Here is a 24,126-nt window from a genome sequence, read left to right on the forward strand (position 1 = left end):
CACGTCGTTGCAAGCGGAGCGAGGCAACCCAGTCGGCGCCACGCTCGACAAACTCGGGGCGACCTGGATTCCTTCGCTCCGCTCGCAAGGACCGGGCCTTTCGAGCCCGGTTAGCGAGCCTTCTCAGCCCGCGCTCGACTTCTTCGCAGCCGCCTTCTTGGCCGCCGGCTTCTTGGTGGCGGTCTTCTTCGCCGCCGGCTTGTCGCCGCTCGCCTTGCGCGCCGAACTCTTCCGGACCGCCCCGCGCTTGGCTGGCTTGCCACCGCCTGCGGCACGCTTGGCGTTCACCAGGGCGATCGCCTCGTCCAGCGTCAGCGCCTCGGCGGCCATCGTCTTCGGCAGCGTGGCGTTCACCTCGCCGTCCGTGACGTAAGGGCCGTACTTGCCGGCCTTGACCACGAGGTCGCGTCCGCTCGTCTCATCCTTGCCGAGCGGCCGGCCCGGATCGGCGGCCGGGCGACCGCGCCCGCCGCCCTGCTCCTTGGCGACGATCAGGTCGATGGCGCGGTTGCCGCCGATCTCCAGCACGTCGTCATCCTTGCCGAGATTGGCGTAGGTCTTCCCGTGCTGCACGTAGGGCCCGAACCGGCCGAGATTGGCCACGATCGGCTCGCCGGTCTCAGGGTGGCGCGCCACCTCGCGGGGCAGCGACAGCAGCGCCAGCGCCTTGTTCAGATCCACATCCGAGGGGCTGAGCCCCTTCGGCAGCGACGAGCGCTTCGGCTTCTCGGCGCCCTTCTCGGTGGAGGCCTCGCCGAGCTGCAGGAACGGCCCGAACCGGCCGTCGCGGAGCGTCACCGGGAGGCCGGTCGCGGGATCGTCGCCCAGCACGCGCACGCCCGGCTGGCCGCCCTCGGCCGAGGAGCCGTCACCCTCGCCGTCGACGCCCGAGGCCGAGAGCTGGCGGGTGTATTTGCATTCCGGGTAGTTCGAACAGCCGATAAAGGCGCCGAACTTGCCGAGCTTCAGCGACAGCTGGCCGGAGCCGCAGGTCGGGCAGGTGCGCGGGTTCGAGCCGTCGCCCTTGTCGGGGAAGATGTGCGGACCGAGGAGGCCGTTCAGCGCCTCCAGCACGTCGGTGACGCGCAGCTCCTTGGTCTCGCCGATCGCCGCCGAGAAATCGCGCCAGAAGTCGCGGAGCACCGCCCGCCAGTCGACCTCGGCGTTGGAGACGCGGTCGAGCTGCTCCTCCAGGTCGGCGGTGAAGTCGTACTCGACGTAACGTCGGAAGAAGCTCTCGAGGAAGCCCGTGACGAGCCGCCCCTTATCCTCCGGCTGCAGCCGCTTTTTTTCGATTTTTACGTATTCGCGATCCCGAAGAGTCTGCAGCACGGCCGCGTAGGTCGAGGGTCTGCCGATGCCGAGCTCCTCCATGCGCTTCACGAGGCTCGCCTCGGAGTAGCGCGGCGGCGGCTCGGTGAAGTGCTGGGTCGAGCTGATCCGCTCGCGCTTGAGCGGGTCGCCGGCCTTCATGGGGGGCAGGCGGCGGCTCTCCTCGTCCTCCTCGTCGTCCTTGCCTTCCTGATAGAGCGCGAGGAAGCCGTCGAACTTCACCACCTGGCCGGTGGCGCGCAGGTCGATGGTTCGCGGCCCGACCTTGGCGGTGACGTCGACGGTGGTGCGTTCCAGCTCGGCCGACTCCATCTGGCTCGCCATGGTGCGGGTCCAGATCAGGTCGTAGAGCTTGGCCTGCTCGGGCTCGAGGTGGCGCGCCACCGACTTGGGCAGGCGGCCCATGTCGGTCGGCCGCACGGCCTCGTGGGCCTCCTGGGCGTTCTTGGCCTTGACGCTGTACTTGCGCGGCACGTCCGGCACGTAGCGGTCGCCGAACTCCTTGCCGATCACCCGGCGGGCGTCCTGGATCGCCTCCGGCGCCATGTCGACGCCGTCGGTCCGCATGTAGGTGATGATGCCGACCGTCTCGCCGCCGACATCGACGCCCTCGTAGAGGCGCTGGGCGACCCGCATGGTCTGGGCCGGCGCCATCCCGAGCTTGCGGGAGGCCTCCTGCTGCAGCGTCGAGGTGGTGAAGGGCGGCTGCGGGTGGCGCTTGGCGGGCTTGGCCTCGACGCTCGCCACCTGGAAGGTCGCGAGTTCGAGGTCGCGCTTGAAGGCGGCCGCCTCGTCGCCGGTGCCGACGTCGAGGCGCTGGATGCGCTTGCCGTCGGCGCCCACGAGGCGGGCCTCGAAGGTGGCGCCGTCGGCGGTCGTCAGCGTGGCGATGAGCGTCCAGTACTCGCGCGGCTTGAACCGCTCGATCTCCATCTCGCGCTCGACGACGAGGCGCAGCGCCACGGACTGGACGCGCCCCGCCGAACGGGCGCCCGGCAGCTTGCGCCACAGGACCGGCGAGAGGTTGAAGCCCACGAGGTAGTCGAGCGCCCGGCGCGCCAGGTAGGCGTCGACCAGCGCCTGGTCGATCTCCCGCGGCTTGCGCATGGCCTGCTCGACCGACGCCTTGGTGATGGCGTTGAAGGTCACGCGCTCGACCGGGATGCCCTTGAGCGCCTTACGGGCGGTGAGCGCCTCCAGCACGTGCCAGGAGATCGCCTCGCCCTCGCGGTCCGGATCGGTGGCGAGGATCAGCTTGTCGGCGCCCTTGACCGCCTTGGCGATCTCGGAGACCCGGCTCGCCCCGCGGTCGGCCAGCTCCCAGACCATGTGGAAGTCCTGCTCGGGATCCACCGAGCCGTCCTTGGGCGGCAGGTCGCGGATATGCCCGAAGGAGGCGATGACCTCATAGTCGCGGCCGAGATACTTATTGATCGTCTTGGCTTTGGCCGGCGACTCGACGACGACGACTTTCATTCAGACCTCTGCCCCTCGACGGAGCCTGGGCGCGACGGACGAATTCTGTTCGAGATTCGCGTGGGACATATGCCCGCCGTCGGGCCGGGGCCGCGCGCCGGGCACAAGTGGGTCACGGGCGGCGGGTTGTCAAATGGCGGGGGCGTTTGGCCGAGCAGGCGTCTCAGATCCCCGCGTACCATTCATAGCCGCGATCCTCCCAGTAGCCGCCGCCGCCTTGGCCGATCCCGGCGAGCGACTCCACCATCTCGACCCGCATCACGTATTTGGCCTGCTTGTAGCCGAGCTGCCGCTCGACCCGCAGGCGCAGGGGCGCGCCATTCGAGACCGGCAGCGGCTTGCCGTTGAGGTCGTAGGCCAGGATCGTCTGCGGGTTGACGGCGTCGTAGAGGTCGATGCTCTCGTAGTAGCGGATCGGGATCCGCTTATCCTCGGGCTCCGAGGCCGGGCTGCCCTGGCCCCAATCATCCTTGGGCGCGTCGGTGGCGGTGGGCGCGCCGCCCCAATCCTCGGCGGCGGCGAGTTGGATATAGGCGTCGCGCACCGCGCCCGGATGTCCGGGCCGCAACAGCGACGCCCCGTCCTGGCTCCCGGCATATTCCAGCGTGTCGGCGCAGTGGAACACCGCGTAGCGCGCCTGCGGCTTCAGCCCGGCCTTCTTCAGCACCTCGGCGAGCGGCACGCCGCTCCACTGCCCGATGCAGCTCCAGCCCTCGACGCAATCGTGACGGGTGATCTGGGTGCGCGCGGGCAGGACGCGGAGGTCCGCGAGGCTGAGCGCGAGCGGGGTCTGGACCAGCCCGTCCACCGTCAGCCTGAAGTCCGAGAACTTCTGCGCGGCCAGCGCCCGGTAGGCGCGGTCCGGCGGGTCGATGGTCCCGTTCGGCTTGAACCAGGGCGAGATCATCGAGGCCGGAAATTCCCGGGCCATGGTCGCGGGCGACATCAGCAGGCGCTGAACGTAGGCGTTCGCGTCCTCGCCGACCTTGAGGGTGCGCTGCCCCGTCTCGGTCCCGGCGAACCGGTCACAGCCGCCGAGGAGGGCGGTGCCCATCAGGCCCGCGCCCGCGGTGAGGAGCTTGCGGCGGTGGAGGATCATCGTGCGGTCTCCCGATCTCGGCCGAGGCTGAACCAGCCGGTGATCATGCCGCGCATGTTGTTGACGAGCCCGGACACGATCACGAGCAGCACGTGGACCACCACGAACAGCACGATCAGTCCGGCAGCGATGAAGTGGACGCTGCGCGCCGATTGCCGGCCGCCGAACAGCTCGGTGAGCCAGGGCCAGGCGGCGTCCATCCCGGGCGACATGGCGAGGCCGGCGAGCACCATCGCGGGAAGCAGGCCGAGCACGAGGACGAGGTAGGTCAGCTTCTGGATGACGTTGTAGCGCTTGGCCTCGGTGCCCTCGGGGAAGCGCAGGAGCAGGTGCTCCTTCACGGAGCCGCCCAATTCGCGGATCTGGTCGCCGTCCGGGATCAGCCGGCGGCGGAGCTGGCCCGAGACCAGGCCGTAGAGCAGGTAGACCGCGCCGTTGATCACGAGAAGCCACGCGAACAGGAAGTGCCAGCGCCGTCCGGTCGCGAGGTCCTGGTTGGCCGGCAGCGTCGCCCAGGCCGGGAAGGCGCGCTCCACCTCGGTGCCGCTCTCCTTCGACAGGCCGAGCAAGCCGGTGGTGTCGAGGGTGTGGGAGCCGACCGTCACGACGCCGCGGCTCAGGCCGTCGCGACCCTGCTCACTGGTGATGGCGAGCGCCGGGTTGTCGAAGGTCGAGACCGCCCCCCAGTAGAGCGCCGGATGGGCGTTGAAGATCTGCAGGCCGCTCATCAGCAGCACCAGCAGGACCGCGGCGTTGATCCAGTGCGCCAGCCGGATCACCAGCGGGTGGCGGTAGAACCAGCGGCGCCCCTGGCGGTCGACGGTCTCGGGGGCTTCGAGGACAGGGGAGGCGGCCAAGCGTCTGGATCCCGGGCATGCGGCGCGGGGCCGGGAACCGTATGCTTCCCGACCGTTCGGGCGGATACGTGGGGCGGGGCCATTCGGTTACCATCCGCCGGAAAAAAGGCCGCAGGCGACGCCCCGCCTTGCCCGCCGGGCGCGCCGCACCTACACCCGGGCCTCATCATGACGACGCCTCCGACCCCGGCCTTCCCGCACCGGCACCTCCTCGGCATCGAGGGCCTGACCCGGCCCGACATCGAGGTGCTGCTCGACGCCGCCGAATCCGCCGTCGATATCTCGCGGCAGGTGGAGAAGAAGCGCACGACCCTGCGGGGCCGCACGCAGATCAACCTGTTCTTTGAGCCCTCGACGCGGACGCAATCGTCCTTCGAGCTCGCCGGCAAGCGGCTGGGCGCCGACGTGATGAACATGTCGGTGGCCTCGTCCTCGGTGAAGAAGGGCGAGACCCTGATCGACACCGCCGCGACGCTCAACGCCATGCGGCCCGACATCATCGTGGTCCGCCACGAATCGGCCGGCGCCGTGCACCTCCTCGCCCGCAAGGTCGACTGCGCGGTGGTCAATGCCGGCGACGGCGCCCACGAGCACCCGACCCAGGCGCTCCTCGACGCGCTCACCATCCGCCGCAACAAGGGCCGGATCGAGGGCCTGCAGGTGGCGATCTGCGGCGACGTCCTGCACTCGCGGGTGGCGCGCTCCAACATCATCCTGCTGCAGGCGATGGGCGCGCGGGTCCGTCTGATCGCGCCCTCGACGCTGCTGCCCGCCGGGATCGAGCGCTTCGGCGTCGAGACCTTCACCGACATGCGCAAGGGCCTGGTCGGCTGCGACATCGTCATGATGCTGCGCCTGCAGCGGGAGCGCATGAACGGCTCGTTCGTGCCCTCCGTGAAGGAGTATTTCCGCTATTTCGGCCTCGACGGCGAGAAGCTGGCGCTCGCTAAGCCCGACGCGCTGGTGATGCATCCGGGGCCGATGAACCGCGGCGTCGAGATCTCCTCCGAGATCGCCGACGGCGCGCAGTCGCTGATCCGCGAGCAGGTCGAGATGGGCGTGGCCGTCCGCATGGCCGTGCTGGAGGCGCTCGCCCGGCACCTGCCGAACGGGTGAGCCCCGGACAAAGCCGGGCGGCCTTCACCCGCCCCGCTTGCCCGCGGGCCGGCGGTAGCGCAGTTTCCTGCCGAAATCCGGCTCTGATCCGTATACGGGGCCGTCGTAACATGCAGATCGCTTCATGACCGCCTATACGCTCGCCGACCTCGCCGCCCTCGTGGCGAGCCGCGCCGGGACCGACCCGGCCACCTCCTACACGGCCAAGCTCTTGTCCGAAGGCCCCGCCAAGGCGGCCAAGAAGCTCGGCGAGGAGGCGGTCGAGGCGGCGATCGCGGCGGTGCAGGGCGACAAGACCGGCCTGCGCAACGAGGCCGCCGACGTGCTCTACCACCTCGTCGTGCTGCTCCGGGCCGGCGGGGTCGAGCTCGCCGACGTGATGGCCGAGCTGGAGCGGCGCACCGCCCAGAGCGGCATCGCCGAGAAGGCCGCGAGGCGCCACGCGTGAACGCGGCCGCGCTGCCGGGCTCGGTCGAGGCGATCCTCGAAGCGTCGGACCGGCTTTCGCCCTATCGCCGCTTCAGCCGCGAAGAATGGGCACAGCTCCGCGCCGACACGCCGCTGACCCTCAAGCAGGAAGATCTCGAGCGGCTGCAATCAATCAACGACCCGATCTCGGTCGAGGAGGTCGAGGCGATCTACCTGCCGCTGTCCCGTCTGCTCGCCCTCTACGTCGCGGCGACGCAGGGGCTGTTCAAGGCGACGCAGCGCTTCCTGCTGGCCGAGCGCGAGACCAAGGCGCCCTACATCATCGGGCTCGCCGGCTCCGTCGCGGTCGGCAAGTCCACCACGGCCCGCATCCTGACCGCCCTGCTGGCGCGCTGGCCCAACACCCCGAAGGTCGACCTCGTCACCACCGACGGGTTCCTGCTGCCGAACGCCGAACTGGCCGCCAATGGCCTTATGGAGCGCAAGGGGTTCCCCGACAGCTACGACACCGCCGCGCTGCTGCGCTTCCTCCACGACGTGAAGGCCGGCCACAAGCGCGTGACCGCGCCGCTCTACTCGCACCTCGTCTACGACCGGGTGCCCGGCGAGGAGCGGGTGGTGGAGAGCCCCGACATCCTGATCGTCGAGGGCCTGAACGTGCTCCAGCCCGCCCGCCTGCCGCGGGACGGGACCGCGATCCCGTTCGTGTCCGACTTCTTCGACTTCTCGATCTACCTCGATGGCCACGAGGACGACCTGCACCGCTGGTACGTCACCCGGTTCATGAAGCTGCGCCAGACCGCCTTCCGCGACCCGCGCTCCTACTTCCGGAAATATGCCGAGATCCCCGAGACCGAGGCGCTCGACATCGCCGACCGGCTCTGGACGACGATCAACCTGCCGAACCTGCGCGAGAACATCGTCCCGACGCGCCAGCGGGCGAGCCTGATCCTCACCAAGGGCGCGAGCCACCGGATCGAGAGCGTGGCGCTGCGGCGGCTGTAAGGGCGGCGCGCAACCGGAGCGAGTCGTGAAACGCGCTGGTCCTTCCGGGGCCGCGCAGCGGAGCCGGGAATCCAGGACTGCGACGCGTGTTCAGATTGGCGCGGGGCCGCGCGCGCCCGGGCCTCGGAAGCGGTTCTGGATTCCGGGCTCTCGCCTGCGGCGAGCCGCGGAATGACGCGGGATGGATCCAGGAGCCGACCGGTGCGATGTGGCGAAGCCGTCGCACAGCTCACGCGAACGGAAATTCCGCCTCCGCCACATACGGCCCGCCCCCGGTCGAGTCCCGCGCCGAGAACAGCGTCACCCGGTCCAACGTGTAGGTCAGTGACGTGAAGACCGGGGCCTGCGACAGGTACATGGCGGTCGCCTCCGGCGTGGCGTCGCGCCGCAGCCGGGCCAGGGTTACGTGCGGGGTGAATTTCCGCCGTTCCGGCTCGACCCCGGCGCGACGCACGAGCCGCTCCTGCTCGGCCTGGAGATCCATCAGCCCCGCCTCCGGCACCACCGACGCGTAGAGCGCCCGGGGCCTGTCGCCGCCGAAGATGCCGAGTCCGTCGAGCGTCACCGTCAGGGCCGGGCGCGCCCGCATCTCCGACAGCGCCTCGACGACGTCGTCGGCCACGGTCGCCTCCACGTCGCCGAGGAAGCGCAGGGTGACGTGGAAATCCCCCGGCTCGATCCAGCGGGCGCCGGGCAAGCCGCCCTGGTAGACCTTGAGCGCCGCGGCGATCTCCGCCGGCACCGCGAGGCCGGTGAACAGGCGCGGCATCAGCGCACCGGCTGCTGGCGAAGTCGGTCCAGAAACGCCTCGACCGTGGGCGCTATGCGGGCCGCGATGGTCTCCACGCCCTGCCGGTTCGGATGCAGCCCGTCATCGAGGTGCTGCGCCCGGTCGCCGATGATCCCGTCGAGGAAGAACGGGTAGAGGGTCAGGTCGTAGCGCTTGGCAAGCGCCGGGTAGATCGCGTCGAACCGGGCCTTGTAGTCCGGCCCGAGATTCGGCGCGGCCTGCATGCCGGCGAGCAGGACCGGGATGCCCCGCGCCTTCAGCCGCTCGATGATCGCCGACAATGCGCCCTCGGTCACCTTCGGGTCGGTGCCGCGCAGCATGTCGTTGGCGCCGAGTTCGAGGATCACTCCCGCGGTCCCGTCCGGCACCGACCAGTCGACCCGGTCGAGGCCGCCGGTGGCGGTGTCGCCGGAGACGCCGGCATTGGCCACGGTCACGTCCGCGCCCTTGGCCTTGAGCAGGCGCTCCAGCACGGTCGGGAAAGCGGCGTCGGCCGGCAGGCGGTAGCCGGCGGTCAGGCTGTCGCCGAGGGCGACGAGCTTGATCGGACCGCCCGGGGCGGCGTGGGCGTCGGTCATGGAAGCCGTCATGAAAGGGAGGACGAGACAGGCTAGCGCTGCGGCAAACAGGGCCGTGCGCCGGAACACAGCGCCGCCGTCATGGCGCGGCCCCAATGCCCAACCCATATCGCGGTGCACCCGCGGCCCGTGCAGCCAAGATCGAAGCCAACCGAGGACCTCGCGCGCCATGCTCGTCATTGCCCACAGATCGGCTCACCGGTGAGCCAAGGCAAGGTGCTGCGCGAGCCCGCGATCGCGCTGTCGAACATCGACCTCAGCCTCGGGCGCGGCGCCGCCCGCGTCCACGTCCTGCGCGGCATCTCGCTGAGCGTCGGCCGCGGCGAGGCGGTGGGCCTCGTTGGCCCGTCCGGCTCCGGCAAATCGACGCTGCTGATGGTCATGGCCGGCCTGGAGCGGCCCGATTCCGGCGGCGTCGTGATCGAGGAGACCGACCTCGTCCGCCTCGACGAGGACGCGCTCGCCCGGTTCCGCGGCCGTCGGATCGGCATCGTGTTCCAGGCCTTCCACCTCGTGCCGACCATGACGGCGCTCGAGAACGTGGCGCTGCCGCTGGAACTCGCCGACCGGCCCGGCGCCCTGGAGCGCGCCCGCGCCGAGCTGGAGGCGGTCGGCCTCGGGCACCGGCTGCACCATTACCCGGCGCAGCTCTCGGGCGGCGAGCAGCAGCGCGTCGCCATCGCCCGGGCGGTCGCCCCGGACCCGGCGATCCTGGTGGCCGACGAGCCCACCGGCAACCTCGACGAGGCCACCGGCCGCCAGATCGTCGACCTGCTGTTCCGGCTGAAGCGCGACCGCGGCGCGACGCTGGTGCTCGTCACCCACGACAACGGCCTCGCCCGCCTGTGCGACCGCACCGTGCGCCTGCGCTCGGGGCGGATCGAGGAGGCGGTGTCCGCCTGATGCACGGCACGATCACCCGCCCCGACCCCGCGCCCCGCCGGATCCCGCTCACCCTGCGCCTCGCGCTGCGCGAATTGCGGGCCGGGCTCAACGGCTTCGCGGTGTTCCTCGCCTGCATCGCGCTGGGCGTCATGGCCATCGCGGGCGTGGCGTCGATCTCCCGCTCGCTCTCGGACGGGCTCGGCCGCGAGGGCCGGCGCATCCTCGGCGGCGACCTCGCCTACAATCTTATCAACCGCGAGGCGACCGACGCGGAGAAACAGGCCCTCGCACGCGAAGGCCGCCTCGACATCGTCGCTTCCCTGCGGGCCATGGCGGTGGCGGGCAGCGGCGACGCGGCCCTGGTCGAACTGAAGGCCGTCGATCCCGCCACCTACCCGGCCGCGGGCGACCTCGCCACCGACCCGCCGGGCCGCCTCGCCGACCTGCTGGCGGAGCGCGACGGGGTGCCGGGGGCGCTCGCAGACCCGGCGCTCCTCACCCGCCTCGACGTCAAGGTCGGCGACCGGATCGCGCTCGCCGGGCACCCGGTGGCGATCCGCGGCACCATCGTGTCCGAGCCCGACAAGATCGCCAGCGGCATCGGTTTCGGGCCGCGGCTGATGATCGCCGAGCCGACGCTCCGGGCCACCGGCCTCGTCCAGCCCGGCAGCCTCAACCGCTGGAGCTACCGCCTCCTCCTGCCGCCCGGCGCGCCGGATGCCGACCTCGACGCCGCGCAGGCCCGGATCCGCGCCGCGACCCCCGAGGCCGGCTGGGAGATCCGCTCGCGCACCAATGCCGATCCGCGCTTTTCCAAGAGCATCGAGCGCTTCACGCAGTTCCTGACCCTGGTCGGGCTCACCGCGCTGATCGTCGGCGGCGTCGGGGTCGGCAACGCGGTCCACGCCTTCGTGGAGCGCAAGCGCCCGTCGATCGCGACCCTCAAGAGCGTCGGCGCGCCGGGCTCGCAGGTGGTCGCCCTGTACCTGACGCAGGTGATGCTGATCGCCGGCCTCGGCACCCTGATCGGCCTCGCGATCGGCGCGAGCCTGCCCTTCTTGTTGGACGCGCTGTTCTCCGCCGACCTGCCGCTGCCGCTGAACCCGACGCTTGCCCCGGGAGAGCTGGCGCTCGCCGCCGCCTACGGGCTGATCACCGCCTTTGCGTTCGCGATCACGCCGCTCGGCCGCGCCCACGACGTCCCGGTCTCCGGGCTGTTCCGCGACACGGTCGACCCGGCGCGCGTCAGCCCGCGCTGGCGCTACCGGATCTGGCTCGCCGTCAGCCTCGCGGCCCTGGTCGGCCTGTCGGTGGCGACCGCGTTCGACCGGCGCGTGGCGCTGATATTCATCGCGGCCGCGGCCATCGCGTTCGGCCTCCTCCATCTGGTGGCGCTCGGCCTGATGGCGCTCGCCCGCCGGCTGCCGCACCCGCGCTGGCCGGCGCCCCGGATGGCGCTCGCCAACCTGCACCGGCCCGGCGCCCTGACGCCCGCCATCGTCCTGTCGCTCGGCCTCGGCGTGACGCTCCTCGTGACGCTCAGCCTGATCGACGCCAATGTCCGCCGCACGATCAGCGCGACCCTGCCGGCCCGCGCGCCCAATCTCTTCTTCCTGGACATCCCCTCGCGGGACGCCGCCCAGTTCCGCGAGTTCCTGGCGCGCGCGGCCCCCAACGGCAAGGTCGAGGACGTGCCGATGATGCGCGGCCGGATCGTCGCCCTCAACGGCGTGCCGGCGAGCAAGATCCGCCCTCCGGAGGACGCCGCCTGGGTGCTCGACGGCGACCGGGGCATCACCTACGCCGACACGGTGCCGGACGGCTCCAGTCTCACCGAGGGCGCGTGGTGGAGCGCCGAGCAGGGCGCGAAGCCCCTGGTCTCCTTCGAGGCCGACCTCACCCGCCAGCTCGGCCTCAAGCTCGGCGACACCGTGACGGTGAACGTGCTTGGCCGCGACCTCACCGCGACGATCTTCAACCTGCGCCGGGTCGAGTGGCGCAACCTCGGCATCAACTTCGTGATGGTGTTCTCGCCGGGCACCTTCCGGGGCGCGCCGCATTCCGACCTCGCCACCCTGACCCTACCCGGCGGCACCGACGCGGCCACCGAGAACCACATCCTGCGCGACGTCGCCAAGACCTTCCCGTCGGTGAGCGCCGTGCGGGTCAAGGACGCGCTGGACGCCATCGGCGACCTCGTCGGCCGGCTGGTCCTGGCGATCCGCGGGGCGAGCGCCGTGGCGGTGCTGGCGAGCCTGTTCGTGCTGGCCGGCGCCATCGCGGCCGGGCACCGGGCGCGGCTCTACGACGCCGTCGTGCTCAAGGTGCTGGGGGCGAGCCGGGCGCGGCTGCTCACCGCCTACGGTATCGAGTACGCCGCCCTGGGCCTCGCCACGGCCCTGTTCGGCCTCCTGGCCGGGACGATCGCCGGCTGGGTGATCGTCGCCAAGGTCATGCACCTCGACTTCCGCCTCGACCTGTCGGGCGCGCTGGTCGCGGCCGTGGCCGCGGTGGCGCTGGCGATCCTGCTCGGACTCGCCGGCACGTGGCGGATCCTGGGGCAGAAGCCCGCGCCGTATCTGCGGCAGATCTGAGGAGGGCGGACGATCCGGTCCGCCGATCCCTGTTCGGGTGATCGCTGCCGCCTCACCGTCGTTGCGCGCGGAGCGGAGCAATCCAGACTGCGCCACGCGGATCGGGGCCGCGCTGCCCTGGGTCACGTCGCTACGCGCGTGTTGACGGAGCGGGTCCGTCGCGCGGCAGCCATATCGGCCGATCGATACGCGTCCTGCATCGACCCATTCAGCCTTAGGCTTGGACAGGATCGGTCTGCCCGATCATGGAGAAGCGTCGGCCGGAGGCCACCGTCGATTCACGAGGCAGACCATGGATGAGACCGTCACCGGGATCCGGCTCCGCTCGGTCTACCTGCCGCTGAAGACCCCGATCAGCGACGCCAAGGTCCTCACCGGCCGCCAGAAGCCGATGACCGAGATCGCGATCCTGTTCTGCGAGGTCGAGAGCAGCGCCGGCCATCGCGGTCTCGGGATCAGCTATGCGAAGCGGGCCGGCGGGCCGGGCCAGTTCGCCCACGCGCGCGAGCTCGCCCCCGCGCTCCTCGGTGAGGATCCGAGCGACATCGCCAAGGCCTGGGACAAGCTCGCCTGGGCGGGCGCCTCGGTCGGCCGCAGCGGCCTTGCGGTCCAGGCGATCGGCGCCTTCGACGTCGCCCTGTGGGATCTCAAGGCGAAGCGGGCCGGCCTGTCGCTCGCCAAGCTCCTCGGGGCGCAGCGCGACACGGTGCGCTGCTACAACACCTCCGGCGGCTTCCTGCACACCCCGCTGGAGGAGCTGCTGGTCAACACGGACCGTTCCCGGGCGAGGGGCATCGGCGGCATCAAGCTGAAGGTCGGGCAGCCCGACGGGGCGGAGGACATCCGGCGGGTGACCCGCGTGCGCGAGCATCTGGGCGACGCCTTCCCGCTCATGGTCGACGCCAACCAGCAATGGGACCGGCCGGCCGCCATGCGGATGGGTCGGACCTTCGAGCGCTTCAACCTGATCTGGATCGAGGAGCCCCTCGATTGCATGGACGCCGCGGGCCACGCGGCGCTCGCCGCCGCCCTCGACACGCCGATCGCCACCGGCGAGATGCTGACGAGCGTCGGCGAGCACTGGGACTTCATCCGCCAGAACGGCGCCGATTACCTGATGCCCGATGCGCCGCGGGTCGGCGGCATCACGCCCTTCCTCAAGGTGGCGGCGCTCGCCGAGTTCGCCGGGCTGACCATCGCGCCGCACTTCTCAATGGAGCTGCACATCCACCTCGCCGCCGCGATGCAGCGGGAGCCCTGGGTCGAGCATTTCGAGTGGCTCGAGCCGCTGTTCAACGAGCGCCTGGAACTCAAGGACGGGCGCATGGTGGTGCCCACCCGGCCCGGTCTCGGGATCTCCCTGAGCGAGCAGGCCTTTGCCTGGACGCGCGAGACCGCCGGATTCGGCAGCCTGGCATGAGGCGACCGGCATCCGGCGCTTCCGCGGTCACAAGGCGGTCCGACGCCGCGGCATTCGGAAGCTGTTAAGACTCTCCACGAAGCCTTCGAACTGCCCCGGACCGGCAACCGGAAGTCGAAATACCGGCCGCAATGTCAGAGATGCATTTTAATCCCCGGCTCGATGGACAAAATTACATCATCCGGACACGGAAAACACGAACCGCAACCGTGGCCGGGGACTTGTGTCGAGGACGCGGGCGCAACATATTCCCGGTCGAGGCGCCAGTCCGGCGCCAGAGGTCCTGCGTGGGCCTCGCCCGAACACCACGCTGAGAGAGCCTCCGCAAGGAAACTCCCATGGCATTCGAAAACAGCCCCTTCCGGTACGGCGCCCAGCAGCCGACCGGCTACGCCGGCACCCAGGTCGAAGTCGACCAGGGCCTGCGCACGTTCATGCTCGGCGTCTACAACAACATGGTTGTCGGGCTCGGCATCTCCGGTCTTGTCGCGCTCGGCCTGAACATGGCGTCGGTCGCGGCCTACCAGGGCACGCGTCCGATCCTGACCCCGTTCGGTCAGACCCTCTATCTCAGCCCGCTGAAGTGGGTCCTGATGCTCGCCCCGCTGGCGTTCATCTTCGTCTTCTCGATGCGGATGGACCGCATGTCGGCTTCGTCGGCGCGGACGATGTTCTGGGCCTTCGCGGCGGTGATGGGCGCCTCGATGTCCTCGCTCCTGCTGGTCTTCACCGGCGGCAGCGTGGTGCAGGTGTTCTTCATCACGGCGGCGGCCTTCGGCTCGCTCAGCCTCTGGGGCTACACCACCCGGCGTAGCCTCTCGGGCATGGGCTCGTTCCTGATGATGGGCCTGATCGGCATCATCCTCGCGTCGCTGGTGAACATCTTCTTCGCCTCGTCGGCCCTCCAGTTCGCCATCTCGGTGCTGGGCGTGCTGATCTTCGCGGGCCTGACCGCCTACGACACGCAGAAGCTCAAGGAGATGTATCTCTACGGCGGCTTCGACGGCGAGATGGCGGCCAAGATGTCGGTGAACGGCGCCCTGACGCTCTATCTCGACTTCATCAACATGTTCCAGTTCCTGCTCAGCCTGATCGGCGATCGCCGCTAGGCTCCAGAGACTGAGCGTTGAGAGGAGCCCCGGCGGGAAACCGCCGGGGTTTCTTTTTGTCTGGCCGCCCTCGGATGCGCTAAGCTCGGGCGATGCGTGCGATCTCCGGCCTCTCCGCCTTCCCGATCACCCCGAGCGACGCGGACGGCCGGGTCGACGCCGACGCCCTGCGCCGGCTGCTGGAGCCGCTGGCGGCGGCCGGCGTCGATTCGATCGGCCTGCTCGGCAGCACCGGCACCTACGCCTACCTGTCCCGGGAGGAGCGGCGCCGGGCCGTCGCGATCGCCGCCGAGGCGGTCGGCGGGCGGGTCCCGCTCCTGGTCGGCATCGGGGCCCTGCGCACCGACGAGGCCATCCGCCTGGCGCAGGATGCGCGGGCGGCCGGCGCGGATGCGGGGCTCCTCGCCCCCGTCTCGTACACGCCGCTCACCGAGCCCGAGGTCGAGGCGCATTTCAGCGCGGTGGCGGAGGCGGGCGGCCTGCCGCTCGTCCTCTACGACAATCCGGCGACCACGCATTTCCGCTTCTCGCCGGACCTGATCGGCCGGATCGCGCGTCGGCCCGGGATCGTGGCGGCCAAATGCGCTGCACCCGACCCGGCCCATGCGGAGGCCGGCGTCGCGGCCCTGCAGGCGGCTGTCCCGGCGGGCTTCCCGATCGGCTTCAGCGGCGACTGGAACGTGACCGAAGCCCTGATCGCCGGCGGCGCGGCGTGGTTCAGCGTGGCGGGCGGGCTCTTCCCGCAGACCTGCCTGGCGATCGTCCGGGCCGTCGCAGCGGGCGAGACGGAGCGGGCCCGCATGCTCAATGCCGAGCTGGAACCCCTCTGGACGCTGTTCCGGACGCATTCCAGCCTGCGGGTGGTCTATGCCCTCGCCGACCTCATGGGCCTGTGCCGCGCCGAGCCGCCGCGGCCGATCCAGCCGCTGCCGTCGGAGGTGGTGGCCGAGATCGCCCGGACCGTCCGGGGCCTGTCACTCTCCTGAGCGGTCGCCTCGTCCCCGTCATTCCGGGCTCGCCTGCGGCGCCCCGGAATGACGGCATGAAGCGTTATCCCTGAGCCGCGCATGTTCGCTCGGTCAGACCGCCCGGGGCGCCGGTTCCAGCACGGCGATCACGCGGGCGAGGTCGGTGCCGCGCTTGAGGACGTGGCCGCTGGCGGCGATCACCGCGAAGGCGCCCTGGCGGCGGGCGAGCTTCGGGTCCTTCTCGATCCGGTAGAGCGGCATCTCCGAGGTGCGGCGGTAGATCGAGAACACCGCCTTGTCGCGGCGGAAATCGAGGGCGTAGTCGCGCCACTCGCCCGCGGCGACCTGCCGTCCGTAGATGTTGAAGATCGTGCGCAGCTCGTCCCGGTTGAAGGCGACCTGTGGAGGAGCCGCGCGGGCAGGGAAGGGAATGACATGGCCCGCCGCTTCGTCGGGCCTCGGCCCGGCGCTCGTCCGTTCGGTCATCTTGGCTCCCGCGCATCCATCCTTTGCCGGATGATGGGCCTCGCCGCAGCGGCCTGCAAGGGCGGCCGCGGCCGCAATGCCCGTGTCACACAAGACACGCCCAAGCGACAAAAAACACGGTTCTGCCCGATTCACGCCTTTTGCGGGCCGCGTTGCACCGACACAACAGCCCGTGAACCTCGCCGGGTTTTGCCCGGCCGGCGCCCGAGACCCAGCTCCCCAGCCCTCGGTCGCCGTTCGGGATCCCAGGATCCGGCACTCCGAGGTTTCGAGACCCAAGACTTCAGGCCGCTCCGAAGGGGCGGCCTTTTTTATGGTTCCGGAGCGCCCGGCGTTGCGGGTATGCCAAGTGGATCATGGGCCCGCCCGCCTTCGACGCCGCCTTCCTGCACGATCTCGACGCGCTGTTCGCGTGGCGCCGCGACGTGCGCCGCTTCCGGGCGGACCCGGTCGACGAGGCGCTGCTGCACGCCTGCCTGGCGGCGGCGCATCGGGCGCCCTCGGTCGGCAACAGCCGCCCGTGGCGCTTCGTGCGCGTGGCGGATCCCGGCCGGCGCGCCGGCGTGGCCGAGAGCTTCGCCCGCTGCAACGCCGCCGCGGCGGCGGGCTACGATCCGGACCGCGCCGCGCAGTACCGGGCCCTCAAGCTCGCCGGCTTGAAGGAGGCGCCGGTGCATCTCGCGGCGTTCTGCGACGCCGCCACCGGGACCGGCCTCGGCCTCGGGCGCGCGAGCATGCCGGAGACGCTGGCCTACTCGGTGGTGGGGGCGGTGCAGTGCTTCTGGCTCGCGGCCCGCGCGCGCGGGCTCGGCGTCGGCTGGGTCTCGATCCTGGAGCCGGCGGCGGTCACGGCGATCCTGGCGGTGCCGGAGACGTGGCGGCTCGTGGCCTATCTCTGCGTCGGATACCCGGTGGAGGAGCATCTCGACCCGGAGCTGGAGCGCCACGGCTGGCAGGCCGAGGACCGGCGGGGCTGCACCCTGGTGGAGCGCTGAGGCCGCGCGCCTCGGCGCCCGCCCGCCGGGACGATCTCACCCCTCGATCTTCGCGAACTCCGCCACCTCCCGCGTCGCGGCGCGCAGCGCGTTGAGCAGAGCCAAGCGGTTCTCGCGGAGCTTCGGATCGGGCGCGTTGACGGTCACGTCCTGGAAGAACGCGTCCACCGGCGCGCGGAGCGTCGAGAGCGCCTGCATGGCGCCGGCGAAATCCTCGCGGGCCACGGCCGCCGAGGCGGTCTCCCGGGCCTTGGCGAGAGCCTCGGCCAGCGCCCGCTCGGCCGGCTCGCCCGCGGCGGCCAGGGCGGCGTCCGGCGCGGAATCGTAGGCGCGGCCGTCCTTCTTCTCCTCGATCCGCAGGATGTTGGCCGCGCGCTTGTAGCCCGCGAGCAGGTTTTTCCCATCCTCGGTGTCGAGAAATGTCCCGAGCGCCTCGACCCGGCGGACCACCATCAGCAGGTCGTCCTGGCCGGGCAGGGCGAAGACGGCGTCGATCAGGTCGTGGCGGGCACCCTGGTCGCGGAGATAGACCTTCAGGCGATCGGCGAAGAAGGCGAGGAGATCCTTCGCATCCGCGCCGGCCCGGCCGGCGAGGCCGCGATCCGCCGCGCCGACCTGCTCCAAGAGGCGCAGGCGCAGGCCGCGGTCGAGGATCAGCCGGATCACACCCAGAGCCGCCCGGCGCAGGGCGAACGGGTCCTTGCTCCCCGTGGGCTTCTCGTCGATCGCCCAGAACCCCGCCAGCGTGTCGAGCTTGTCGGCCAGCGCAACCGCGATCGAGACCGGGTCGCTCGGCACCCGGTCGGAGGGGCCGAGCGGCTTGTAATGCTCCTCGATGGCCGCGCAGACGCTGTCGTGCTCGCCCTGGAGCGCCGCGTATTTGCGGCCCATCAACCCCTGAAGCTCGGGGAACTCGCCGACCATCTCGGTGACGAGGTCGGCCTTGGCGAGGCGGGCGGCACGCTCGGCCAGTGCCGGGTCGGCGCCGACCAGCGGCGCCAGCGCCTGCGCCAGGGCGGCGATGCGGGCGATCCGCTCGCCCTGCGTGCCGAGCTTCTCGTGGAAGACGATGCTGTCGAGCTTGGGCAGGCGGTCTTCCAGGCGGATCGCCTTGTCGGTCTCCCAGAAGAACTTCGCGTCCGAGAGGCGGGCGCGAACCACCCGCTCGTTGCCGGCGGTGATCGCCTGCCCGCCGTCGCTGGCGACGAGGTTCGAGACCAGGATGAAGGCCGGCGCCAGATCGTCCGAGCCGCTCTTGCGCAGGACGAAGCATTTCTGGTTCGCCCGGATGGTCGCCCGGATCGCCTCGGCGGGAATGTCGAGGAAGGCTTCGTCGAACGAACCCATCAGCACGACCGGCCATTCCACGAGGCCCGACACCTCGTCCAGCAGGCCCTCGTCCTCGACGAGGTCGAGACCGCGGGCGAAGGCGAGATCGCGGGCGTCGTGCAGGATCACGTCCTTGCGCCGCTCAGGGTCGAGGACGACCTTCGCCCGCTCCAGCGCCTGGATGTAGTCGTCGAACCGGCGCACCTCGATCGCCTCAGGGGCGAGGAAGCGGTGGCCATAGGTCACGGTGCCGGCCGCGATCCCGCCGGCCGAGAACGGCACGGTTTCCGGGGTCTCGGTCTCCGGCCCGAAGGTCGCGACAATCGATTGCAGCGGGCGCACCCAGCGTAAAGCGCCCGGCTCGGCCGAGGCCGCGCCCCAACGCATGGATTTCGGCCAGGGGAAGCTCTTGATGATCTCGGGCAGAAGCTCGGCGAGCACGTCCAGCGTCTCGCGGCCGGGCCGCTCGATCACCGCCAGGTAGAATTCGCCCTTCTTCGGGTCGGTGACGGTCGTGGCCTGATCCAGGCTCGTCAGCCCTGCACCCTTCAGAAACCCCTGGACGGCCGCCTCGGGGGCGCCGACCCGCGGGCCGCGACGCTCCTCGCGCACCGCCTCGCCCCGGGCGGGCAGGCCGGCGATGTGGAGCGCCAGCCGGCGTGGCGTCGAGAACGCCTTGGCGCCCTCGTACAGGAAGCCGCGCGCCACCAGGGCGTCGGTGACGAGCTTCTTGAGATCCTCCGCCGCGCGCCGCTGCATGCGGGCGGGGATCTCTTCCGAGCGGAGTTCGAGCAGGAGGTCGGGCATGGCGCGGCCATATCGCCGCGCCGCACCCCTGTCGAGGGCCGGGGATCCGCCTCAGCGCGCCTCGCCCTTGAGGATGGCCGAGAGCTGCCACTTCCGGTCGCCGATCGCGTGGGCGTCGGAGACCTTCCAGCCGCCGTCCTCGCGCACGAGGTCGTAGACGATCGCCTTCGAGCCGTCCCCGCCCTTGCGCTCCACCGTGACCTTCGCCTGGTCCTTGCCCTCGGTGGCCTCCTTGAAGGTCAGGCTCTTCACGGTGTCGGGCTTCAGGGGCTCGCCGTTGAGGCGATAGTCGAAATCGAGGTTGCCGGTGGCGCCGTTGGCCTGCTTGGCGTCGGCATCGAACAGGCTCTGGAGGCGCTTCGAGTAGACGGCGGAGTGATTCGGGTGCGGCTCGGCGTAGAGCTTCTTGACCACGGCCTCCGGACCAGGATCGGCCGCCAGCGCGGGGGCGAGGCCGAACCCGAGGAGGCTGAGGGCGAGGAGGGTCTTCTTCATCACGAGGTTCCCGCGTCTGCGGACGCGCCGAAGCGCGCCGGTTGGCGGGGGTTGCAACGCATGAGGGGGCAAGGGGCTCCGCAATGAAGATTTACCGGGGCGGCCCTTGCACGCTCAGGCGCCGCGCGCACATGATAAGGCATGTCGTTCGACACGCTGTATCAGTCGCGTGCGCCGGTCACGCAGCCGCAGGGCCTCGCAGAGTTGAGCGTGGTCGTACTGCTGCACGATGTGGTGACCGATGACGGGATGACGGTTCCCGCAGACGCGGAAGGCACCATTGTCGGTATCTGGGGCGACGGCGAGGCCTACGAGGTCGAGTTCGATGAGCCGGTGGTCGGTAATGCCACGGTCCGAGCGGACGCTCTGCGTGCGGTCTGAGGCAGGTGGCTGACGATCACGGCGACTGGACTCCTGATCTGACGATCGCGGAGTCCAAGATCCACGGCTACCTGCTCAATCTCGATCACCGAAAAGGCCGTCATAAGGCACGCGTCCTCCTAGCGTGCGGCTTCACGCAAGCCAGCGGCTCCCTGCTGATCGCGGCCCTGTTCAGCCATGCGCGCCCGAGCCAGCTGGTGCGTGAGGTCGATGCCACCTACGGACGCAAATACGTCTACGAGGGTCCCCTCGAGACCCCCGACGGCAGCAATCCGCTGTTTCGTTCCGTCTGGCAATCGAAGCCCGACGATCCACGCCGCTTCTTCTGTACGGCCTATCCGCTGTAGGCCGAGCGGGGACCTTACGCACCCCCGGCTGCGGTCTTCAACCATGCGGCTCCGCAGGCCTTGGCCAGTTCCCGCACCCGCAGGATGTAGCTCTGGCGCTCCGTCACGGAGATCACGCCGCGCGCGTCGAGCAGGTTGAAGACGTGGCTCGCCTTGATGCACTGGTCGTAGGCCGGCTGCGCCATGCGGTGGCGCTCGCCGTCCGAGGCCGGCGCCCCCGCGTCGAGATAGGTCCGGCAGGCGGCCTCCGCGTCGGTGAACTGGCGGAACAGCATGGCGGTGTCGGCCGCCTCGAAGTTGTGGCGGGAATATTCCTGCTCGGCCTGCAGGAACACGTCGCCGTAGGTGATCCGGTCCGGCCCCTCGGCGCCGTTGAAGTCCAGATCGTAGACGTTCTCGACGCCCTGGACGTACATGGCCAGCCGCTCCAGCCCGTAGGTCAGCTCACCCGCCACCGGCGCGCACTCGAAGCCCGCCACCTGCTGGAAATAGGTGAACTGGCTGACCTCCATCCCGTCGCACCAGCATTCCCAGCCGAGACCCCAGGCGCCGAGCGTCGGGCTCTCCCAGTCGTCCTCGACGAAGCGGATGTCGTGGAGCTTCAGGTCGACGCCGATGGCGTTGAGCGAGGCGAGGTAGAGTTCCTGCAGGTTCGGCGGGTTCGGCTTCAGGATCACCTGGAACTGGTAATAGTGCTGGAGCCGGTTCGGGTTCTCGCCGTAGCGGCCGTCCTTGGGCCGGCGCGACGGCTGGACGTAGGCCGCCTTCCAGGGCTTCGGGCCGAGCGCCCGCAGGGTCGTGGCCGGATGGAACGTGCCGGCGCCGACCTCCATGTCGTAGGGCTGGAGGATCACGCAGCCCTGCGCCGCCCAGAATTCCTGAAGCGTCAGGATCAGACCCTGGAACGATTTTTTCTGGGACATGGGACTCGATGGCTCGGGCTCGCACGGCGGGTCGGGCCGCTGGCGGGCCGGTTTAGGTGCGAGGGGGCGGGGGTGCAAGGCGGCGGCGCTTGCGTGACGGAGCCGGATGATGATCCGATCGTCCCGAACTGCACCCGGAGAACACCATGGACGCTGACACGGCCGCCCTCGCGATCCGCCCGATCGGTTCCGGGGACAGGGAGGCCTGGCTGCCGCTCTGGCGGAGCTACCAGGCCTTCTACAAGGTCGACCTCGCGACCGACGTCACCGACACCACCTGGACCCGCCTCAACGACCCGGCCGAGCCGGTCGACGGCGCCCTGGCGTGGCGGGGCGCGGAGGCGATCGGCCTCGTCCACCACATCCGCCACCGCTCGGCTTGGACGATCGGCGACTATTGCTACCTCCAGGACCTGTTCGTGGCGGACGGAGCCCGGGGGCTCGGGATCGGCCGGCGGCTGATCGAGCACGTCTACGCGGCGGCCCAGGCCGCAGGCTGCTCCCGCGTCCACTGGCTGACGCACGAGACGAATACCGACGCGATGCAGCTCTATGACCGGATCGCGGAGAAATCGGGCTTCGTGCAGTACCGCAAGATTATCTGAAGACGTTCTTCCCACGTGTGGCGGGACACCCAAGCGTGGCGGTTTTTGGGGCAATACCTGGAACCGCCAAGCCCGCGGCCAAGTTATCGCCGCAACAGGGGATATCGGCACCTCAGCGCTGCCGAACACGTCGGAAGACCAGTCATGCGAACCGCTCGCACCGTTAACAACTTCGGCCGCAAGAACATCGCCGTCTTCGCCGCGCTCGCCATCTCGTCTCTCGTTGCCACGCCGTTCGTGATGAGCGCCAGCCGCGCGCTGGCCATCTCCGAGGACCAGCCGGTCGCCGCGACCCTCCGGGTCGAGCCGGTCGAGGTCGCCCCCGTGGCCACGGGGGCGAAGGCCGAGGGTGCCTGCTTGCGCAAGGTGCGGGTGGTCTATGGCGGCTACGGCCAGCCGGCGGATGGCTGCGCCGCCCATTGAGGGCTGCGCCCCAGTCTAGCCATGGGCCAGTCTAGCTATGAGCCAGTCTAGCCATGGGCCGGCGCGGTCCCGGCCAGACGCTTGAGGTGGAGTTCCTCCAGGTCGATCTCCGCCTCCAGCTGCCGCAGCACCGAGCTGTGGATCCGGTTCTCCCGATGCAGTCCGATCAGCGCCGCTCGGCCGGACCGCACCGCGAGCAGCGCGGCGGCGAAGTGCTCGCTCTTCTCGGTCTCCAGAGCCTTGCGTTCGTCGCGGTCCCGGGACGTGGCCCGGACCCGGCGGCGATATTCCTCCACGAGGCGCGGGTGCTGCAGCGCGCCGGTCTCGGGGAACACCAGCCGCTCGAGGGCGCCGAGGCCGGCCTCATTCACGACAACCCGGGCCATGGGCGCGTCGAGATGGCCGTCGGGCAGGTGCGCCGCGGGATCGAGGCGGAGCCGGCGGATCAGCGGGCCCAGGGTCGTGCCCTGCACCAGCACGGTGAACAGGATGACCACGAAGGCCGAGATCAGGATCGCGTCGCGGCCGGGGAAGTCCACCGGCAGCGCCAGGGCGGCCGCAAGGGTCACCACCCCGCGCATGCCGGCCCAGCCGACGACCAGCGGCACGGCCGGGCTCGTCGGCGGCTCCTGCATCCGCAGCCGGGCCGAGAGGATCCGCCGCAGGTAGACGGCGGGGAACACCCAGAGCAGGCGGGCGGCCACGCAGGCCGCCGTGACGGCGAGCGCCAGCGGCAGCGCCGACGCGAGCGCGCCGGTCTCGCCGCCGGTCCGGGCCAGCACGCCGCGGAGCGCCAGCCCGATCAGCACGAAGACCAGGGCCTCCAGCACGAACACCACGAATTCCCACACCGCCACGGAATGGCGACGGGCGTGCGCGTCGAAGGTCTCGTGCTCCCGGCCGCCCATCATCAGCCCGCAGGCCACCACGGCGAGCACGCCTGAAGCGTGGACCTCCTCGGCCAGCAGGTAGGCAATGTAGGCGGCCAGGAAGCTCAGCACCGTGATGGCGTTGGCGTCCTGCAACCGCCGCATCACGGCGTTCACCGCCAGCCCGCAGGCGCACCCGACCGCGACGCCGGCCACCGCCAGCCATGCGAAGCTGCCGGCCGCCGCCCAGGCGCTGAAGCTACCCGTGAGCGCGGCCGCCACGGCGAAGCGGTAGAGGACGAGGCCCGAGGCGTCGTTGACGAGGCTCTCGCCCTCCAGGATCGTGATCATCCGGCGGGGCAGGGCGACGCGGGCGAGCACCGCCTTGGCGGCCACGGCGTCCGGCGGCGAGACGATCGCCCCCAGCGCGAAGCAGGCGGCCCAGGGCAGGGCGGGCACGATCATGTGCGCCACGAGCCCGACCACCAGCGTCGTGAACAGCACCGCCCCGAGCGACAGGGACAGGATCGGGCTCAAGCTCGCCCGGAAGTCGCGCCAGACGGTGAAGTAGGCCGATTCGAGCAGGAGCGGCGGCAGGAACAGGACCATGATCAGGTCCGGATCGAGATCGAAGGCCGGCAGACCCGGCGCCACCGCCAGCGCCATGCCGCCGAGGACCAAAGCGGCGGCCGGCGGGAAGCCGAGACGCCCGGCCGCCAGCGACAGCAGCAGGGCCGCGCCGAGGAGGCCCAGGATCAGCTCGAACAGGGCAACGGATGTCATGGATCGACCGGTCTCGGCGCCGGAA

The 24,126-nt window shown here is 70.6% G+C and carries 23 protein-coding genes; 13 read left to right on the forward strand and 10 right to left on the reverse strand.

The features are described from left to right. Positions 1–123 precede the first annotated feature (123 nt). The 3 genes from topA to AC3WSN_RS04285 all read right to left on the reverse strand — a co-directional run bounded on the left by topA (position 124) and on the right by AC3WSN_RS04285 (position 4,764). Positions 124–2,808 carry a type I DNA topoisomerase gene (gene topA, locus AC3WSN_RS04275; protein WP_492536498.1) on the reverse strand — a complete coding sequence of 895 codons (2,685 nt, stop codon included), beginning with the start codon at positions 2,806–2,808 and terminating at the stop codon, positions 124–126. Between the two features lie 163 nt (positions 2,809–2,971). After that, on the reverse strand, positions 2,972–3,907 hold the full coding sequence (locus AC3WSN_RS04280; protein WP_492536500.1) for a molybdopterin-dependent oxidoreductase: 936 nt from the start codon (positions 3,905–3,907) through the stop codon (positions 2,972–2,974). Continuing rightward, positions 3,904–4,764 carry a cytochrome b/b6 domain-containing protein gene (locus AC3WSN_RS04285; RefSeq protein WP_492536502.1) on the reverse strand — a complete coding sequence of 287 codons (861 nt, stop codon included), beginning with the start codon at positions 4,762–4,764 and terminating at the stop codon, positions 3,904–3,906. The genes AC3WSN_RS04280 and AC3WSN_RS04285 overlap by 4 nt, the downstream gene beginning before the upstream one ends. A gap of 168 nt (positions 4,765–4,932) precedes the next feature. Here AC3WSN_RS04285 and AC3WSN_RS04290 point away from each other — a divergent pair, with 168 nt between their 5' ends. The 3 genes from AC3WSN_RS04290 to coaA all read left to right on the forward strand — a co-directional run bounded on the left by AC3WSN_RS04290 (position 4,933) and on the right by coaA (position 7,314). Continuing rightward, a complete protein-coding gene (locus AC3WSN_RS04290) occupies positions 4,933–5,880 on the forward strand; it encodes an aspartate carbamoyltransferase catalytic subunit (protein WP_132369350.1) in 948 nt (315 codons plus the stop codon). A 124-nt stretch (positions 5,881–6,004) separates the two neighbouring features. Then, positions 6,005–6,328, forward strand: a complete 324-nt coding sequence (locus tag AC3WSN_RS04295) for a phosphoribosyl-ATP diphosphatase (protein ID WP_192711021.1) — start codon at positions 6,005–6,007, stop codon at positions 6,326–6,328. Next, positions 6,325–7,314, forward strand: coding sequence for a type I pantothenate kinase (gene coaA / locus AC3WSN_RS04300; protein ID WP_192711022.1), 990 nt, complete (start codon positions 6,325–6,327; stop codon positions 7,312–7,314). Before AC3WSN_RS04295 ends, coaA begins: the two co-directional genes overlap by 4 nt. A gap of 229 nt (positions 7,315–7,543) precedes the next feature. Here the strand turns inward: coaA and thpR are convergent, their stop codons facing one another. Together thpR and AC3WSN_RS04310 are read right to left on the reverse strand one after the other, a co-directional pair. Continuing rightward, positions 7,544–8,083: an RNA 2',3'-cyclic phosphodiesterase gene (thpR, locus tag AC3WSN_RS04305; protein ID WP_492536504.1), complete on the reverse strand. Its 540-nt coding sequence runs from the start codon at positions 8,081–8,083 to the stop codon at positions 7,544–7,546. Then, a complete protein-coding gene (locus AC3WSN_RS04310; RefSeq protein WP_492536506.1) occupies positions 8,083–8,682 on the reverse strand; it encodes an arylesterase in 600 nt (199 codons plus the stop codon). Before AC3WSN_RS04310 ends, thpR begins: the two co-directional genes overlap by 1 nt. A 201-nt stretch (positions 8,683–8,883) precedes the next feature. Between AC3WSN_RS04310 and AC3WSN_RS04315 the strand changes: the two genes are divergently transcribed. The 5 genes from AC3WSN_RS04315 to AC3WSN_RS04335 all read left to right on the forward strand — a co-directional run bounded on the left by AC3WSN_RS04315 (position 8,884) and on the right by AC3WSN_RS04335 (position 15,676). Then, positions 8,884–9,585 carry an ABC transporter ATP-binding protein gene (locus AC3WSN_RS04315; RefSeq protein WP_492536508.1) on the forward strand — a complete coding sequence of 234 codons (702 nt, stop codon included), beginning with the start codon at positions 8,884–8,886 and terminating at the stop codon, positions 9,583–9,585. Further along, positions 9,585–12,161, forward strand: coding sequence for an ABC transporter permease (locus AC3WSN_RS04320; protein WP_492536509.1), 2,577 nt, complete (start codon positions 9,585–9,587; stop codon positions 12,159–12,161). Before AC3WSN_RS04315 ends, AC3WSN_RS04320 begins: the two co-directional genes overlap by 1 nt. Positions 12,162–12,453: 292 nt before the next feature. Then, entirely contained in the window at positions 12,454–13,581 is a 1,128-nt protein-coding gene (locus AC3WSN_RS04325; protein WP_492536511.1) for an L-talarate/galactarate dehydratase, read from the forward strand. Between the two features lie 338 nt (positions 13,582–13,919). After that, on the forward strand, positions 13,920–14,690 hold the full coding sequence (locus AC3WSN_RS04330; protein WP_091786357.1) for a Bax inhibitor-1/YccA family protein: 771 nt from the start codon (positions 13,920–13,922) through the stop codon (positions 14,688–14,690). A 92-nt stretch (positions 14,691–14,782) separates the two neighbouring features. Then, the gene (locus tag AC3WSN_RS04335; protein ID WP_492536512.1) at positions 14,783–15,676 is read left to right on the forward strand and encodes a dihydrodipicolinate synthase family protein; all 894 of its coding nucleotides are present in this window, start codon (positions 14,783–14,785) and stop codon (positions 15,674–15,676) included. A 93-nt stretch (positions 15,677–15,769) separates the two neighbouring features. Here AC3WSN_RS04335 and AC3WSN_RS04340 read toward each other — a convergent pair whose 3' ends face one another. Beyond that, entirely contained in the window at positions 15,770–16,144 is a 375-nt protein-coding gene (locus tag AC3WSN_RS04340; protein ID WP_192711028.1) for a DUF2794 domain-containing protein, read from the reverse strand. A gap of 356 nt (positions 16,145–16,500) precedes the next feature. On the opposite strand from AC3WSN_RS04340, the gene bluB reads away from it, so the two are divergent. Next, the gene (bluB, locus tag AC3WSN_RS04345) at positions 16,501–17,139 is read left to right on the forward strand and encodes a 5,6-dimethylbenzimidazole synthase (RefSeq protein ID WP_492536514.1); all 639 of its coding nucleotides are present in this window, start codon (positions 16,501–16,503) and stop codon (positions 17,137–17,139) included. A gap of 36 nt (positions 17,140–17,175) precedes the next feature. On the opposite strand, the gene glyS is transcribed toward bluB, so the two are convergent. Both glyS and AC3WSN_RS04355 read right to left on the reverse strand, forming a co-directional pair. Beyond that, entirely contained in the window at positions 17,176–19,275 is a 2,100-nt protein-coding gene (glyS, locus tag AC3WSN_RS04350) for a glycine--tRNA ligase subunit beta (protein ID WP_492536516.1), read from the reverse strand. Positions 19,276–19,326: 51 nt separating this feature from the next. Continuing rightward, complete coding sequence (locus AC3WSN_RS04355) at positions 19,327–19,770, reverse strand: DUF3828 domain-containing protein (RefSeq protein WP_492536517.1); 444 nt, start codon at positions 19,768–19,770, stop codon at positions 19,327–19,329. A gap of 141 nt (positions 19,771–19,911) precedes the next feature. On the opposite strand from AC3WSN_RS04355, the gene AC3WSN_RS04360 reads away from it, so the two are divergent. Then, entirely contained in the window at positions 19,912–20,151 is a 240-nt protein-coding gene (locus AC3WSN_RS04360; protein ID WP_192711032.1) for a DUF4926 domain-containing protein, read from the forward strand. 5 nt (positions 20,152–20,156) lie between these two features. Further along, positions 20,157–20,498: a DUF6883 domain-containing protein gene (locus tag AC3WSN_RS04365; protein ID WP_192711033.1), complete on the forward strand. Its 342-nt coding sequence runs from the start codon at positions 20,157–20,159 to the stop codon at positions 20,496–20,498. A gap of 14 nt (positions 20,499–20,512) precedes the next feature. On the opposite strand, the gene AC3WSN_RS04370 is transcribed toward AC3WSN_RS04365, so the two are convergent. Further along, positions 20,513–21,421 (reverse strand): glycine--tRNA ligase subunit alpha, encoded by a 909-nt coding sequence (locus tag AC3WSN_RS04370; RefSeq protein ID WP_492536518.1) that lies wholly within the window; start codon positions 21,419–21,421, stop codon positions 20,513–20,515. 146 nt (positions 21,422–21,567) lie between these two features. Between AC3WSN_RS04370 and AC3WSN_RS04375 the strand changes: the two genes are divergently transcribed. Both AC3WSN_RS04375 and AC3WSN_RS04380 read left to right on the forward strand, forming a co-directional pair. Next, a complete protein-coding gene (locus tag AC3WSN_RS04375; RefSeq protein WP_492536519.1) occupies positions 21,568–22,026 on the forward strand; it encodes a GNAT family N-acetyltransferase in 459 nt (152 codons plus the stop codon). A 144-nt stretch (positions 22,027–22,170) separates the two neighbouring features. After that, positions 22,171–22,449, forward strand: coding sequence for a hypothetical protein (locus tag AC3WSN_RS04380; RefSeq protein WP_192711036.1), 279 nt, complete (start codon positions 22,171–22,173; stop codon positions 22,447–22,449). A 47-nt stretch (positions 22,450–22,496) separates the two neighbouring features. Here the strand turns inward: AC3WSN_RS04380 and AC3WSN_RS04385 are convergent, their stop codons facing one another. Then, entirely contained in the window at positions 22,497–24,101 is a 1,605-nt protein-coding gene (locus AC3WSN_RS04385) for a Na+/H+ antiporter (RefSeq protein ID WP_492536520.1), read from the reverse strand. Positions 24,102–24,126: the final 25 nt, after the last annotated feature.

It is taken from the genome of Methylobacterium sp. FW102-HT35C08 (assembly GCF_058790235.1).